Source organism: Micromonospora sp. NPDC049175, assembly GCF_043197345.1.
Classification (GTDB): Bacteria; Actinomycetota; Actinomycetes; order Mycobacteriales; family Micromonosporaceae; genus Micromonospora.
Window position 1 is genome coordinate 770,327 of the sequence record NZ_JBICSY010000002.1, and the last position, 13,826, is coordinate 784,152.

15 protein-coding genes are annotated in these 13,826 nt (G+C 73.6%); 3 read left to right on the top strand and 12 right to left on the bottom strand.

What is annotated here, in order from left to right; translation table 11 throughout:
- Nucleotides 1–35: 35 nt before the first annotated feature.
- Nucleotides 36–230, bottom strand: coding sequence for a hypothetical protein (locus ACGFH8_RS10520; RefSeq protein ID WP_393365868.1), 195 nt, complete (start codon nucleotides 228–230; stop codon nucleotides 36–38).
- A gap of 193 nt (nucleotides 231–423) precedes the next feature.
- Between ACGFH8_RS10520 and ACGFH8_RS10525 the strand changes: the two genes are divergently transcribed.
- Nucleotides 424–1,074, top strand: coding sequence for a dienelactone hydrolase family protein (locus ACGFH8_RS10525; RefSeq protein WP_393365870.1), 651 nt, complete (start codon nucleotides 424–426; stop codon nucleotides 1,072–1,074).
- A gap of 3 nt (nucleotides 1,075–1,077) precedes the next feature.
- Here ACGFH8_RS10525 and ACGFH8_RS10530 read toward each other — a convergent pair whose 3' ends face one another.
- Both ACGFH8_RS10530 and ACGFH8_RS10535 read right to left on the bottom strand, forming a co-directional pair.
- On the bottom strand, nucleotides 1,078–2,181 hold the full coding sequence (locus tag ACGFH8_RS10530; protein WP_393365872.1) for an AI-2E family transporter: 1,104 nt from the start codon (nucleotides 2,179–2,181) through the stop codon (nucleotides 1,078–1,080).
- Nucleotides 2,182–2,319: 138 nt separating this feature from the next.
- A complete protein-coding gene (locus ACGFH8_RS10535) occupies nucleotides 2,320–2,925 on the bottom strand; it encodes a hemerythrin domain-containing protein (RefSeq protein WP_393365873.1) in 606 nt (201 codons plus the stop codon).
- Nucleotides 2,926–3,031: 106 nt separating this feature from the next.
- On the opposite strand from ACGFH8_RS10535, the gene ACGFH8_RS10540 reads away from it, so the two are divergent.
- The gene (locus ACGFH8_RS10540) at nucleotides 3,032–4,414 is read left to right on the top strand and encodes an FUSC family protein (RefSeq protein WP_393365875.1); all 1,383 of its coding nucleotides are present in this window, start codon (nucleotides 3,032–3,034) and stop codon (nucleotides 4,412–4,414) included.
- A 13-nt stretch (nucleotides 4,415–4,427) separates the two neighbouring features.
- On the opposite strand, the gene ACGFH8_RS10545 is transcribed toward ACGFH8_RS10540, so the two are convergent.
- The 8 genes from ACGFH8_RS10545 to eccB all read right to left on the bottom strand — a co-directional run bounded on the left by ACGFH8_RS10545 (nucleotide 4,428) and on the right by eccB (nucleotide 10,940).
- Complete coding sequence (locus ACGFH8_RS10545) at nucleotides 4,428–5,072, bottom strand: C39 family peptidase (RefSeq protein ID WP_393365877.1); 645 nt, start codon at nucleotides 5,070–5,072, stop codon at nucleotides 4,428–4,430.
- Nucleotides 5,073–5,360: 288 nt separating this feature from the next.
- Complete coding sequence (locus ACGFH8_RS10550) at nucleotides 5,361–5,768, bottom strand: pyridoxamine 5'-phosphate oxidase family protein (RefSeq protein ID WP_393365879.1); 408 nt, start codon at nucleotides 5,766–5,768, stop codon at nucleotides 5,361–5,363.
- A 31-nt stretch (nucleotides 5,769–5,799) separates the two neighbouring features.
- Complete coding sequence (locus tag ACGFH8_RS10555; RefSeq protein ID WP_393365881.1) at nucleotides 5,800–6,141, bottom strand: hypothetical protein; 342 nt, start codon at nucleotides 6,139–6,141, stop codon at nucleotides 5,800–5,802.
- Nucleotides 6,142–6,174: 33 nt separating this feature from the next.
- Nucleotides 6,175–6,972, bottom strand: a complete 798-nt coding sequence (locus ACGFH8_RS10560; RefSeq protein ID WP_393365882.1) for a hypothetical protein — start codon at nucleotides 6,970–6,972, stop codon at nucleotides 6,175–6,177.
- 154 nt (nucleotides 6,973–7,126) lie between these two features.
- The gene (locus tag ACGFH8_RS10565; RefSeq protein WP_393365884.1) at nucleotides 7,127–7,486 is read right to left on the bottom strand and encodes a hypothetical protein; all 360 of its coding nucleotides are present in this window, start codon (nucleotides 7,484–7,486) and stop codon (nucleotides 7,127–7,129) included.
- Between the two features lie 176 nt (nucleotides 7,487–7,662).
- Nucleotides 7,663–8,952, bottom strand: coding sequence for a WXG100 family type VII secretion target (locus ACGFH8_RS10570; protein ID WP_393365886.1), 1,290 nt, complete (start codon nucleotides 8,950–8,952; stop codon nucleotides 7,663–7,665).
- Nucleotides 8,945–9,355, bottom strand: coding sequence for a hypothetical protein (locus ACGFH8_RS10575; RefSeq protein WP_393365887.1), 411 nt, complete (start codon nucleotides 9,353–9,355; stop codon nucleotides 8,945–8,947). Before ACGFH8_RS10575 ends, ACGFH8_RS10570 begins: the two co-directional genes overlap by 8 nt.
- A gap of 46 nt (nucleotides 9,356–9,401) precedes the next feature.
- On the bottom strand, nucleotides 9,402–10,940 hold the full coding sequence (eccB, locus tag ACGFH8_RS10580; RefSeq protein ID WP_393365889.1) for a type VII secretion protein EccB: 1,539 nt from the start codon (nucleotides 10,938–10,940) through the stop codon (nucleotides 9,402–9,404).
- Between the two features lie 161 nt (nucleotides 10,941–11,101).
- Here eccB and ACGFH8_RS10585 point away from each other — a divergent pair, with 161 nt between their 5' ends.
- Nucleotides 11,102–12,286 (top strand): type VII secretion protein EccE, encoded by a 1,185-nt coding sequence (locus ACGFH8_RS10585; protein WP_393365891.1) that lies wholly within the window; start codon nucleotides 11,102–11,104, stop codon nucleotides 12,284–12,286.
- A gap of 22 nt (nucleotides 12,287–12,308) precedes the next feature.
- Here the strand turns inward: ACGFH8_RS10585 and eccD are convergent, their stop codons facing one another.
- Complete coding sequence (eccD, locus tag ACGFH8_RS10590) at nucleotides 12,309–13,775, bottom strand: type VII secretion integral membrane protein EccD (protein ID WP_393365893.1); 1,467 nt, start codon at nucleotides 13,773–13,775, stop codon at nucleotides 12,309–12,311.
- Nucleotides 13,776–13,826: the final 51 nt, after the last annotated feature.

A 13,826-nucleotide genomic window follows, 5' to 3' on the forward strand; every position in this document is an offset into this window, starting at 1 on the left:
ACTGCTCCCGCCCCGACCAGCACCACCACGTCACGTCAGACGGGTTCGCCTGTCGACGGCCGTCCGATCGCGTCCCGGGGTGCCGCCGCCTTCGGGTCGTCGGGCAGCCGGGCCGAGGCGGCCTGGTCCCCGAAATCCTGATCCCCGACGTCCCGATTGCGCTCGGCGTCCTGTTCCCGCTGGGTCCGCTCGGTCAGCTGTTGCTGCTGGGAAATCTGCTGCTTGGCCATGGCGATCCTCGCGATCCGTCGGGGCGCGGTTGCGCCGACACGGGCTGCGGTCGCTCGTCGCGTACCCGGCGCCCTAGCGGGCAAACGCGGCCCGGCCGCGTGCCCACGGCCCGGACCGACGCGGCCGCCGACGGGCGTGCCGCGCGGCGGGCGGGGTACCCGGAGCACCGGCGAGCACCGCGGAGGTGGGGACATGGACGAGCAGCGCGGCACGGTGACCATCCCGGTCGGGGACGTTGCGCTCCCCGCCGACCTGATGCTGCCCGCTCAGCCGGTCGGTGTGGTGCTCTTCGCGCACGGCAGTGGCAGCTCCCGGCACAGCCCGCGCAACGTGGCGGTGGCCCGTACGCTTCACGACCGCGGGCTCGCGACGGTGCTTGTGGACCTGCTCAGCCCCGCCGAGGACGAGGTGGACGCCCGCACCGCCGAGCTGCGGTTCGACATCGGACTGCTGGCCAGCCGGCTGGCCGGGATCGTCGACTGGTTGGCGGTCGAGCGGCCCGCCGGTGACGTTCCGATCGGTCTGTTCGGTGCCAGCACGGGTGCCGCCGCCGCCCTGGTCGCGGCGGCGTCCCGCGCGGATCGGGTGGGCGCCGTGGTCAGTCGGGGCGGCCGGCCGGACCTGGCCGGCGCGGCGCTGGCCCAGGTGCGTACCCCGACGTTGTTGCTCGTGGGCGGCCTGGACGAGGAAGTGATCACGCTGAACGAGCGGGCGCTCGCGGAGTTGGGGGAGGTCGGTGAGCTGCGGGTGATCCCGGGCGCCACCCACCTCTTCGAGGAGCCCGGCACCCTGGAGCAGGTCGCCGAGCAGGCCGGCGCCTGGTTCACCACGAAGCTGCGCTGACCATCACCCTCCGGACGTGAGGGCCGAGGCGGCGCGACGCTGTTGGACGGTGTCGATGACGCGCCAGAGGACGGCGGTGATCGGGACGCTGACGAACGCGCCAGCTATCCCCGCGATCAGCGTGCCGGCGGTGACCGCCACCAGGATCACCGCCGGGTGCAGCCGGACCTGTCGCTTCATGACCAGTGGCTCCAGCAGGTTGCCCTCGATCTGCTGCACGGCGATCACGGCGGCCAGGGTGAGCAGGGCGGTGGTGGGGCCGTTCGCGGCCAGTGCCACCAACACGGCGACCGCGCCGGCCACCGTCGCCCCGATGATCGGTACGAAACCGCCGAGGAAGGTGATCAGCGCCAGCGGCAGGGCGAGCGGCACCCGCAGCACCACGAGCGCCAACCCGATGCCCAGCGCGTCGATGGCGGCGATGAGCATGGTGCCCCGGCTGTACGCGCCCAACGTCTGCCAACCGGCCCGGCCGGCCTCGGCCAGCACCGGCTGGTTCGCGCCGGACACCCGCGACAGCACCCAGTGCCACATCGACCGGCCGTCCTTGAGCAGGAAGAAGAGCAGCACCAGGGCGAGCAGCGCGGAGCCGAACACCTCGGTGGCGGTCCGGGCGCCGGCCACCGGGTCCGGCGAGCTGCCGCTGAGGCCCTCCCGGGCTTGGTCGACCAGCCGGTCCAGTTGCGCGTCGCTGACCGGCAGCGTGGACGTCACGAAGTCCCGGCTGCGCTCGACCCCCTCCGTCAACTGTTGGCTGAGCTGGTCGAACTGGCTGGCCGTCAGATTCCACACCAGGGCGCCGACACCGACCAGGATGCCGAGCAGCAGCAGTACGGTGCACAGCGCGGCCAGCGCCGCCGGCAGGCGCAGCCGACGAAGCAACAGCAACACCGGGTCAAGCAGCGCGGTGAGGAAGATGGTGGCGGCCAGCGCGATGGCCAGTGGCGCCAGCAGCACGGCGATCTTGCCCAGGAGGTAGAGACCGGCGATGACCACCACCAGGCAGGCGCTCCACGACACGGCGGTCCGGACCAGCCAGGGCAGGGCCGCCCAGGTCTGGCGCGGCCCGGGGCCGCCTGTTGTCGCCTCGGGTCCGTCTGCGGCCATGTCGGTCCTCCTCGATCTCGGCGAGGTCGGTACCCAGCCGGTGGAGCGCTGACACCCGTACCGCTGCGTTGGTCGCTGCCCGCGCGGATCGTACGCCGGCCGGCGTCCACCGGGTGGGCGTTCGCGGATCGCCCGGCGTCAGTGTTGTTGCCTCCCGGGTAGCTCGTCCATCGAGCTGGGCCGGCCGCTCAGCGCGTCGCGGATCCGGTCGACCAGACCGATGCCGGGGGCGAGCAGTCGGTTCGCCGGCGGATGGTCAGGTGCGCCCGGGTGGGGCCGGGTCGGACCGATCCTCTTGACCGTCGCCACCCGGTCGGCCGCCTCGATCAACTCCTCCCGGGCGGTCGCGGCGCGCAGGCGAGGAAAGAGTTCGTTCTCCTCCTCCCGTACGTGGTGTCGAATCGTGCTGGTCAGGTGGGCGAGGAGTTCGTCGAAGCGGGGGTCGGACGGGTCGACGGACTCCAGGTCCTTCATGGTCCGCTCGACGTCGGCGTGCTCGGTGATCTCCTGGTCGGCGATCTCCGCACCGTCGGGCAGCGCCTTACGGGCGATCGGGTAGACGTACGCCTCCTCGGCCACCGTGTGGCGGACAAGCTCGGCGATCACCACGTCGACGAGGTGGCGGCGGTGCTCGGGGGTGCCCTGCCGGGTCTCCAACTCGACGAAGAGCGCCTCGACCTCGCGGTGGTCGGCGACCAGGATGTCGACGACGTCATGGTCGTCGGTGGTCTCTCGGTTACGCATCTGACGGCCCCTTACCGGTTGCGGATCGGTGGGAGGTGTGTGGCCCTGGTACCCCCACGGGGCTGCACAAACCCATGGGTGACGATGGGTACCGGTGGTGCCCGCGGTGCCCGTGGTGGACGACCGGCACGGTTGCCCGGCCGTCGTCGGGGTAACCGCCGCCATGGCCGACGACCGCCCACCCGCCGACCGCGAGCAGACGCGGCTCGACGACGCCGCCGAGCGGAGCGGCCGGGCGGTCCGGCGGGTGCGCCACCGCAGCGGGCAGGCCGGACGGATCCGGGCCCGGCAGTGGGAGGTCACTTTGGTGATCTCACTCCAGGCCGGGCTGGCCGCCGCGATCGCCGCGCTGCTCGCCAAGAATCTGCTCGGCCCCGGATCGCACGTCTTCGCTCCCGCCGCCGCCGTCGGTACGATCGCCACCGCCATCGGACAGCGGGCCCGGCGCACCTTCGCGCTGCTGGCCGGTGTGGCCCTGGGCATCGTCATCGGCGACACGTTGCGTTTCCTGCTCGGCTCCGGCCCGTGGCAGACCGGCGTGGTGGTCGCGCTGGCCATCGCCGCCGCGCTGCTGGTGGCCGGCAAGGGCGGCCCGCTCGTCGGGCAGGCCGGCGGTACCGCCGTGCTGATCGCCACGCTGGCCCCGATGGAACGAGGGCTGGAGGTGCCCCGGATCTTCGACGCGCTCGTCGGTGGGGTGGTTGGCCTGGTGGTGGTCGCGCTGCTGTTGCCGATCAACCCGATGCGGGTGCTGGACCGGGCCGCGGCGCCGATCTACGCGACCCTCTGCGCGCAACTCGGCGACCTGGCGACCGCGTTGCGGGCGCGCGACGGCGACGGGACGATGCGCGTCCTGGAGAAGCTGCGTGGCACCGACGACGACCTGGGCCGGCTCCACGACGCGCTCAGTGGCGCGGAGGAGGTGGTGACGATCGCTCCGGCCCGCTGGCACCGCCGCGAGCAGTACCACAGGTACGCCCGCAGCGCCGATCACCTGGAGCGGCTGCTGCTGGACACCCGCGCACTGGCTCGGTGGGCGTCGACAGCACTGCAGTACGACGAGCCGATCCCGCCCGAGCTGCCGGACGCGATGGGCCGGTTGGGTCAGGCGGTGGCGGAGATGCGGACGGAGAGCCGGACCGGTGACGACCCCCGGCGTACCCGCCGGTTGGTCGAGCAGTGCGCCGAGCTGGCCGGGCGAGCCTCCGCGAGCGGGGTCAAGTCGTTCGGCGAGTCGCTCGTCACCGGGTTGCGGACGTCGGCAAGCGACCTGCTCCGGGCGTCCGGTTGTGAGCCCGACGACGCCAATCGGATCGTGCGCCGGGCGGCGGGCGTCGGCATAGCCCAGGTCCACCCGCCGGTCCGGCGACACCTGCGGCGGATCCGTCCGACCCGGGCCGCCCGGGTCCGCCGTCGTGCGCACCTGGCCGCCCGGATGCGCGACGACGGCCGGGCCGGTCGCCCCGCGAGGAAGCGACCGGCCCGGTGACCTGCTCGGATTGTCAGGCGGAGTAGCCGCGCTCCGCGATCCAGTTGGCGACCTTCGGCAGGCTCACCCAGTACTCGCCGAGCGCCGGGTCGGCCGGGTCGGCGACCCGGATGGTGTCGCCACCGTCGCGGTAGCCGACGAGGGTCAGGTAGTGGCCGCCCTCGTACGAGTGCGGGTTGCCGTCGGTGTCCACGGTCGTGCCCTTGATGTTGGCCACCACCGGTCGACCGGCGTCAACCGCGGCGCGTACGTCCCGGCGGAGCTGCTCGACCTGGTCCGGGCGGGCCACCGAGTCACGAATCTCGGTGGTCCGGTACTTACCGCCGGTCAGCTGGTTCAGGACCCGGGTGGTGTCCAGCGCCGAGGGGGTGCCCGCCTCGGTGGTGCCGAGCAGGTTTGCCACCGCGTCCTGGTCGAGCGCCTTGCCCTGGGCGGACAACGCGATCCGCGTCGCGGCCGGGCCGCAGTAGAAGAAGTTCGGCTGAGCCTGGTAGTCGACGTCGAGGATCCGCTCGGCGGACCTGTCGGTCTGGCTCGACGAGGTCGGTGCGGCAGGTGCCGGTGCGGCCTGGGCGGCTACCGCCGGGCCGAGGGCGCAACCGCCGGCGACAAGCATGCCGACGACGGACAGCCCGCTCTTCTGGATGATCGGGTTCATTGTCGAGTCTCCGTTCGGGGGTTGTGCGCCTCCGACCGTCGGAGGGCAGCAGCACCGGGAATGGCGCTCGGCTCAGCACGGGGCGACGACCAGCGGCCGGTCTCGGCCCTGGGCGTACCGGGTAGGTAACGGCTCCGCGGTGGCGGGCATTCCGCCGGCCCGCGGGCGTGTGTCAAAGCCCCTGGTCGACCCGCGGCGGCCCAGACGACGACCGGGCCGCGCCCTGGGTGCGGGTGTCGCCGAAGAGGTGCAACCGCTGCCGGCGGGGTGGGATTCCGGCGCGCTACGTCACAGGCTGCCGAGCAGCCCGGTCACGGTGATCTCGATGACGACGCGTTCCGGATTCGGACGTGGGGTCCGATACCGCTCGGCGTAGCGGCGCTCCGCCTCCGCCACGGCGGCCCGATCCGACCGCAGCACCGCGCGGCCCTCGATTGTCAGCCAGCGGCGGCCGTCCACGTGGCAGACCGCCACCGCCGCGCCCGCCGCGCCGGCGGCGGCCACCTGGCGGGCCTTACGGGAGCTGCCGGAGGTGATGACCCGGGCCAGCCCGGCCGCCGGATCGAGGGTCACCCCGACCGGTACGACGTGCGGGGTCCCGTCCGCACGAATCGTGGTCAGGGTCGCGAGGTGACGTTCCGCGCAGAAGGCGACAACACGCTCGTCGCGCACGTCCAACCGATGATCGCCCGCCATGCTCGTCCCCTGTCCACCGAACCGACCCCGATCATGGCACCTGACGGCGTGCCCGCTCCCGATCGGTCGACGATTCCGGCTGGGCGGGCAGTTGGTGGCCGGCGGCCCGACGCTTGTGCACAAGCCGGGTGAGGTAGATCAGCGCGGCGGCCAGGACACCCATGTCGTCCAGGTAGATCGGATCCGGAAGGATGTCGATCGGGAAGATCGTGTAGACGAGCGCGCCGTAGAAGGCGACCTTGCCGCCCGCCCCGAGGCCGGTCAACATCCGTCGCGTACGCACCACACGCACCGCCAGCACCACGGCGCCGACAAGCGTGGCGATCGCCAGGATGCCGCCGACCACCACGAGGACCCACGCCTGTCGGGACATGCCGTCACGCTAACCCACCGGAAGCCGTACGGCTCAGAACGCGGGCACCGCCGCGCGGCCGCGAGCGGTGACCTTGTTCTCCCGGGTCTGCTCGACCAGCGGCTTGGCAACCTCGCTGAGCGGCAGCACCGACGCCGACTCCGCGACCCGCCGCCCGGTCGCGGCGTGGGCCTCCTCGCGCAGACTGCGGGCCGCCGCGACGGCCAACTCGGCCGCCCGCCAGGCAACCTGCTCCTGGTCGCGGGCCGCGGCGTGCCGGGCCGCCAGGTTGTCCCGGATCGCCCGCCGCAGCACCAGTTCCTGCGCGACCGGGTGCAGCCGCGGGTCCCAGCCGTCGCGGTGCGCGAAGACGTCGCTGAGCTGCTCCACCGACAACTCCCGCCGCCAGTACGCGTCCAGCGCGGCACGGTGCAGGTAGCGCTCGCGGTCCGCGTACTCGGCGGGAGTCCGGACGGTCTGCGGCAGTGGCATGGCGGCTGCCGCGTCGAGGCGTCGGACGGCGGCCTCGGCGGCCTCGTACGCCTGCCAGGCCGCCTCGACCTCCTCCTGCGCGGCCACCCACTCCGTCCGGCGGCGCGAAGCGGTGGTGGTCGCCCGCGTCGCGGCCACCGCGACCTCCTGCGCGTAGCGGCTCTGCTCCCGCTCCTCGTGCGCCTGTTCGAGTTGGCTCGGCATGGCCGCGCGGCGGATCCGGGCGCCCGGGTCGAGGCGGAGCCGGCCGGGCCGCAGCAGCAGGGCGGAGACGGCGACGGCGACGAGCACGAGCAGGCTCAGCCAGATGACGGCGGCCCGGGAGAGGTCGGGCAGGGCGGCGGAGAGGATGGTTCGCATGATCAGCACCTCGCGGTCGAAGGCGGGTATCGACGGATGGCAGGAGGAGCCCGACGGCGGCGGTCGGCCGGGCGCCGGGGTCATCCCGTCGAGGGCGACTCAGCGGCTGCGACGGACAACCCGGGACCGGGCCCCGGGGATCACCGGGCCAGGATCAGCGGGTGGGTGGGCCGCGTCGCGCGACAGCGCCACGGCCGGGATCGACGGCGGGAGCCCGACCTGGGCCCTCCGCGATCGGCCCGGCAAGCGTGGCCGTGTCCGTCGTGCCGGCCGGCCGGGCGGCAGCGGGCTCGGCCGCCCGCTCGGTGACCGGCGTGGCATCGGGACGGACACTTGCCACCCGGCTGCTCACGGCGCTGGGCCGTAGCTGCGTCGAGGCGGGCGGTGGGGAGGCGGCGAGGGCGCCGCCCAGGCCGACCGCGAGCACCAGCGCGGTGATCGCCAGTCGGGTCAGCTCACGCAGTGACCGCAGCACAGCCCAACGGGCCGGGCGGACAAACACTGCGGACGACACCCGACAAACCTATCGCCTGCCCCGCCGTGCCGCAGCACGGCGACGGCCCGGTGCGGCGTGACCGCCACCACCATGCGCACTGTGGACGACGGGGAACGACACCCGGAAAAGGCGGTGCCCCCGGTCGGATCGGATCCGGTCGGGGGCACCGCGCGTTGGCCTGCGGCGGGTCGTGGTCAGTTGCCGGTGCCGAGCACCGGCGGCGCGGCGTGCTCGCCGTCGTGCCACACCATCTCGTCCTCGGTCAACCAGGTCAGCCGCTCGTCGGAGTCGTCGTCCTCCGGCCGACCCCGCCCACCGAGCACGCCGGCGCTGTTGCGGCCGGAACCCACACCACCCGTCGCGGCCCGACCGCCGTTGCCGCCACGCTGGCCGTCCACGCTGCGCCCGATGCCGCTGGCAGACCGACCTTCGGCCGGGGGCGCACCACCTGACGGCCGAGCCGAGGAGGTGGGGGTGCCGCTCGAACCGGCGAGCGCGGCGGTGCGCAGGACCCCACCGGCCGGTGCTCCACCTGGCGCCCCGTAGAGCAGCCCGGGGCCGGCGCTCGCCGCGGTGGCCACCGGAGCCGCGCCGGACAGGCCGGCCAGCCCGGCGGCGGCGCCACCGGTGAGCAGCGCGCCGCTGACCAGCGGATCCGCACCGGCGAGGACGGTGCCGCCCCGGTCGACGTCGCTGCCGGCGCCGAGCGGGCCGGCGGTCACGGCGGGCGTGCCACCGATGCCCGCGCCACCCCGGTCGGAGACCGAGCCGTCACCGAGGACAGGTGGTGGGTCGGCGCGCTCAAGCTTCGAGATGGTCGCGCCGCCGGTGTGCGCGGAGACGTTGCTGCTGCCGGGCCCGGCGCTCGCCTTGGCGACGGCCGAAACGCTCTGCGGCGTCGTCGGCTCCGTGTTGATCCGGTTGGGGGTGTCCGGGTCGGGCAGCGGCGGATCGACCACCCGGTCGTACGCGGAGATCTCGTAGCCGCTGGCCAGCTCGGCCACCAGGTTGACCATCCGCTGGTGGGCCTTCTCCTGTTCCTGCTTGTCCTGCTGGTGACCCACGAAGCCCATGACCATCGCGCCGGGCAGACCGAAGGTGGTGGCACCCTTGATCGTGCCGGAGATCGCCTTGTCGTTGTCGTCGGTCTCCTCGGGGCTCTCCGCCTGCTTGTGGGCAGTGCGCAGATGGTCGGCCATCATGGTCAGCCCCTGCTTGATGCCCGACATCCCGTCGCTCAGGGCGTCGGAGTGGGCGACGATCAGGCTGAGCCGCCGGTGGAACTCCCGACCCGCCGACCCCGTCCAGGTGTTGCCGAGCTTCTCCAGGTCGCCGCTCAACTCCCGGCCGAGCCCGTCGAGAATCCCCTTGAGCTCGGCCCACTGGGCGGCAACGCCCTCGATCTGCTCCGGCTTGCCGGCCATCACGCCGTCGTACAACTGCTGGTGGCTGCTGTCCTGGTAGCGCGCGGTGTACTCAGACACGGCCGTTCTCCTTCGGCTGCAACGCCCGATCGACCCCGGTCAGCGCCGCGGACACGTCGGTGGCGTTGGCGGCGTTACGCGCCTCGGCGGTGCGGTAGTTGGTCAGAATCGTGCCCGTGGCCTGCTGCGCGGCAAGCACCGCCTGCCGGATCCGCTCGGCCTGATCCACATAGGACTGGTGCACCTCGCTGTAGCGACGCGCCTTGTCGGTGGCGTCGAAGAACGAGCCCAACGCCGGCGGGCGGCACTGCATCTCGTTGTTGAGCTTGCGCAGCACCGACTCGACCTGGCTCAACCGCGAAGCGAGGTGATCGTGAAAGTCCTCGAGGGACAACAGGTCGACTTCCGTACGCCCGGCCATGGCAACATCCCCGTCGTTCTGGTTGACAACCGTCAGCGGCATTCAGGTTAGTCCACCGCCGCACTTCGGTGCGACCCGTCACGGCTGCTCAGCCGTTGCCCCCGGTCGATCCCGCCGGCGTCCCGCCGCCCGCTCCACCGACCGGCGGGCCGGACGGTGGCGGTACGACTGCCGGCGGTACGACTGCCGGCGGTGCGGCCGCTGGCGGTGCGGCCGGAGCCGGGGCGTCGGGTGCGAAGACCGCCATCGCGTTCTCCTGGGTGAGGGTGGGCCCGGTCGGGATCAGCGCGAGCAGCGAGCCGGGCACCGCCAGCGGGGTGACCCCTCCGTACCCGAGTACGTCGAGTGTCGCCGCCGAGCCGAGTGGATACCGGATGCCCTGCGGGGTGATCAGGTAGATCGTCGACCCGGCGGCGCCGGATCCACTGGTCCCGGCGCCGGGCGAGGCCTGCGCGATGACGCCCTTGCCGCCGGGCAGCAGCACCGTCTCGGCCGTGCGGACGGCGTCCCGCCTGGTCTGGGGCGCCGGCACCGGGCCGCCCGCGGTCAACTCGGCCGGCGCCCGGTCGAAGACCTCCAGGGTGGTGGTCGGCTGGCCGCCCGCGCTGCCCGCCCGGTACGTCGCGCAGAGCGTGGTCTGACCGGGCCTGGCCTGGTAGACGGCCGGCAGCGCGGTCGGTAGCCCCTCCTCGTCCACCCGCTGCTCGACGTAGAGCTCGCCAGCCTGATCCGGGGTGATGTCGGTGATCTGGCCGCCGCCGCGCACCATCAGCAGCGCGGTGATCTCACTGATCGGGGCGAGACCCTCCCGGGTCAGTACGTAGTGCTGCCCGGCGGCGCTGAACACCTGACCGACGATGGCGGGCCGACCGGCCACCGTCCGCACGCTGCTCTCGCCCTCGCCGGGCAGCGCCGGTTTGCGCAGCGGCGGCCCGGCCGGCACGGCGTTGAGCAGTTGCTGACCCACCCGTAGCGGAGTCGCGCGGGACATCTTCAGCGCCGTGATCGTCGGATCCCCGTCGAGCACCTGGAGGCGGGAGTTGTTGGTGAGCAGATACCGCTGATCGTCCATCACGACGAGCACCGCGCGGTCGCCCAGCGGCACGCCGCCGGGCAACGCCCGGTCGATCACCAACCGGGTGCTGGAACGCGCGGGGTCGACCGGGTCGGGCACGTCGCAGACCGACCAGGGCAGGCCGGTCAGCGACTTGCGGCCCGGCAGGGCGTCCGGCGCACCGACGATGCCGAGGGTGAGCCCGCGGGGCTGGTCCCGCAGTGCCGCCTGGGACATCGTCCGGGCCGCCGCGTCCGGCTGGTTGAGCACCAGGCGGGCCGAGGTGTAGTTGAGCGTCGGATGCAGCTGCCCGTTCATGAACACGTACGTCGCGCCGGTCTCGCGTTCGATGACGAGCGTCTGGTCCTTCAGTGGCACCGTGTTGCCGGTCAACTGGCCGTAGGCACCGACCCCACCGAGCACGACGGCCGCGGCGACGACACTGCCGAAGACGGCCATGCCGAGCCGTCGCATCGGCAGGTTCGTGGTCTCCGGGTCGCCCGACAGCAGCGCGGAGACGATCCGGCGGGTGACGAAGCGGTACGCCTGCACCTGATCGCGGCGGGTCCGCATGACTTACCTCCGGCGGGGTGGATCCGCGACGATCAGGTCGGGGTGCCGTCGCGGGCTTCCCTACGATAAGGGGCCGACGGAGGTTCCTTGGGACCACCGCTCGTGGTCGGCACCGGACCGACCCGGTGCAGAGCCGTACCGTGCAGGAGGGACAGTCAGCGATGACGCAGGTTCAGGCGCGACCCGCCCGAGCGGCCACGGACCCGACCGAGGTGACGGCGCGGCCGACGCCGCCGACGGACCGCCCCGGTCGTGGCCGGCTCGGCCCGGTGCTTGTCGGGCAGCTCGTCGTGCTGGAGCTGTGCGTGCTCGGCGTCTGGGCCGCGTCGGCCGGGCCCAGCTGGCTGCTCGCCGTGGCGGCCGGCGGCGGGGCGCTGCTCGTCGGCGCCACCTTCGCCCGGCACGGAGGCCTCTGGTGGTTCGAGTACCTGCTGTTGCGCGGGCGGCTGCGGCGGCGCGGTGAGCGCGCGTCCGCGGTGGTGGGTGGCGGCACCGCCGGCGACCCGCGGTTGGCGGCGCTCGCCCCCGAGTTGAGCGTGATCGAGTTGACCGACCGCGGCACCCGGCTCGGCATCGGGCGTGACGACGAGGGCTGGTTCGCGGCCGTCGCGTTGCAGCCCGCCAGCGGCGCGACGGCCGGCTCGGTGCCCGCGTCCACGGTGGACCGGGTGGTGCAGGTGCTCGCGGACTTCAGCGCCCCGGTCTCGCGTACCCAGGTGGTCGCGCACACCCTGGTGTGGTACCCGACGCCCGGTGCGCCGCCGGCGGCGCACCGGACCGTCTGGGTGGCGCTGCGGCTGACCGTCGGCGACGCCCGGGCAGAGGCGGTGAGCCGGGGCGGTGGGCTCGCGGGTGTGCACCGGACGGTGGCCGCCGGGGTCGGTCGGTTGGGCAAGGCGCTGACCTCGGCGGGGCTGGCCCATCGGCCGCTCAACCGGGACGAGCTGCGCGCGGCCGTCGTCTCGGCCGCCGGACTCGACCTGGGACCGGAGGCGCCGGCGGAGACCTGGCGCGAGCTGCGCGGCGGTGGCTGGACCCATCGTTGCCTGGCGCTGCGCGGCCGTTCGGACGTGCCGCTCGGCCCGCTCGTGGACGCGATCACCGCGACCTCCGCGCCGTCGCACACGGTGGCCGTGACGGTCTCGGTGGACGGTCGGGTGGCGTCACCGCTGTTGCGGGTCGCCGCGATGGACAACCACGTCGAGGCGCTGGTCAAGGTGGTCCGCGACATCGCACAGCGGACGGGTACGTCCGCCCGACCCATGGACGGCCAGCACGGACCTGCCGTCTACGCCACCGCGCCCGTCGCGTCGGCGCTGGGTGTCTCCACCCGGCATCCGCGTTGACAGGTGTGGCCGGCGCCGCCGGTCACGGCCGGAGGTTGACGATCCAGCCGTAGAGCCCGCAGACCCAGAACGCGAGCGGGACCAGCGAGATGATCAGCATGATCTCGGCGATGTCGAGCAGCCGGCCCCAGACCGGCGAGATGCGCTTACCGGCGACGGTCAGCCCGTAGATCAGGCTGACCACGGCGGCCAGCACCAGCCCGCCCAGGATCAGGCCGAGCTGAACCGGCAGCGACCCGCCCGCGAACGTGGCGGCCGCTGCCAGGCCCAACCCCACGGTGCCGGCCAGCAGCACGGGGGTGCGCTGGGCGCGGCCCAGCAGCGGTCGGGCCCGCAGCAACGACAGCAGGGCCAGCACCAGGCACAGCAGCACCGCCGCCCCGCGTCCGTCCAGGGCGAGCACGAACTGTGCGCCCAACACCAGCACCGAGACGGTCCACAGCAGACCCGTCATGAACTGGTCGGCGCGTTCGCTGCGCTGGAGCACCTGCCGGCCGTCGACCGACTCGCTGTCGGTCTTCAGGTCCTCCGGACCGGTCGGGATCGAGGGCACCGGCAGTCGCGCCAGCCGGTAGGCCGCCATCGGGAGTGCCGGCACCACACCGAACGCGACGGCCGCCACCGCCGCCGCGGCGGCCGGAGCGTCGAGGCCGAGGACCAGGCAGAGCAACGCGCCCAGCCCGGTGGCGGCACCCACTCCGATCGCCGCGAAGAAGAGCGGATAACGGTCACCGACCGCCAGCACGGCGACCGCGCCCGCGACCACCGCGGCGGTCGCCGCGAGCAGCACGTGCGGGCTGGCCAACTCGGTGAGCGGCCGGTCGCCGGCGAGCAGCAGCAGACCACCGACGGCGGCATGCCCGAGGGCGACCATGGCCAGCACCGCGCCGGTGCGGCTGTCGGCGGCGGCCCGGGACAGCACCGCCGCGCCGACCAGCAGCGCCACCGCCACCAGCAGGGCGGCCATCGCGCCGGGCAGGTGTGGCGGGCCGGCGAAGAGGGCGGCGAGCGCGCCGGCGCCGAGCGCCGACGCCGCGATCACCACCGCGAAGGACCGGGTCGCGCCGGTCTGCCAGGCGCCGGGGCGTTGGTTGGTAGCGGTGGCGACGGCATCCACCACGTCGTCGAAGACGATCTCCGGCGCGGCCGCGGACCGGGGGTTGAAGTAGAGCACCTCACCGTCGCGGACGCTGAGCTGCGCGGTGGTACGGCCACCGTCCAGCGGCGCTCCGCCCAACCTGGACAGTGCCCAGCCGCCGTGTCGCGCGCCCTCGTCGGCCATGTCCTCGCCGGCGTAGCGCAGCAGGGTGGGGAGCAGGTCGGCCAACGGGACGTCCGACGGCAGCGCCAGATCCATCCGGGTACGCGGGGCCACGATGGTGATCCGGCTCAGACCACCGGTCGCCGTCTTCGTCGCCACAGTGGCCTCCAGGTGTGCGTCGGGTGCTCGGCTGGCCGCGATGGCGCGCTCCGGGTCCACCGCGCCCACGGCAGATTACCTACGATGGCGGGCACGTACGATGCCCACCCGCGGGCTCCG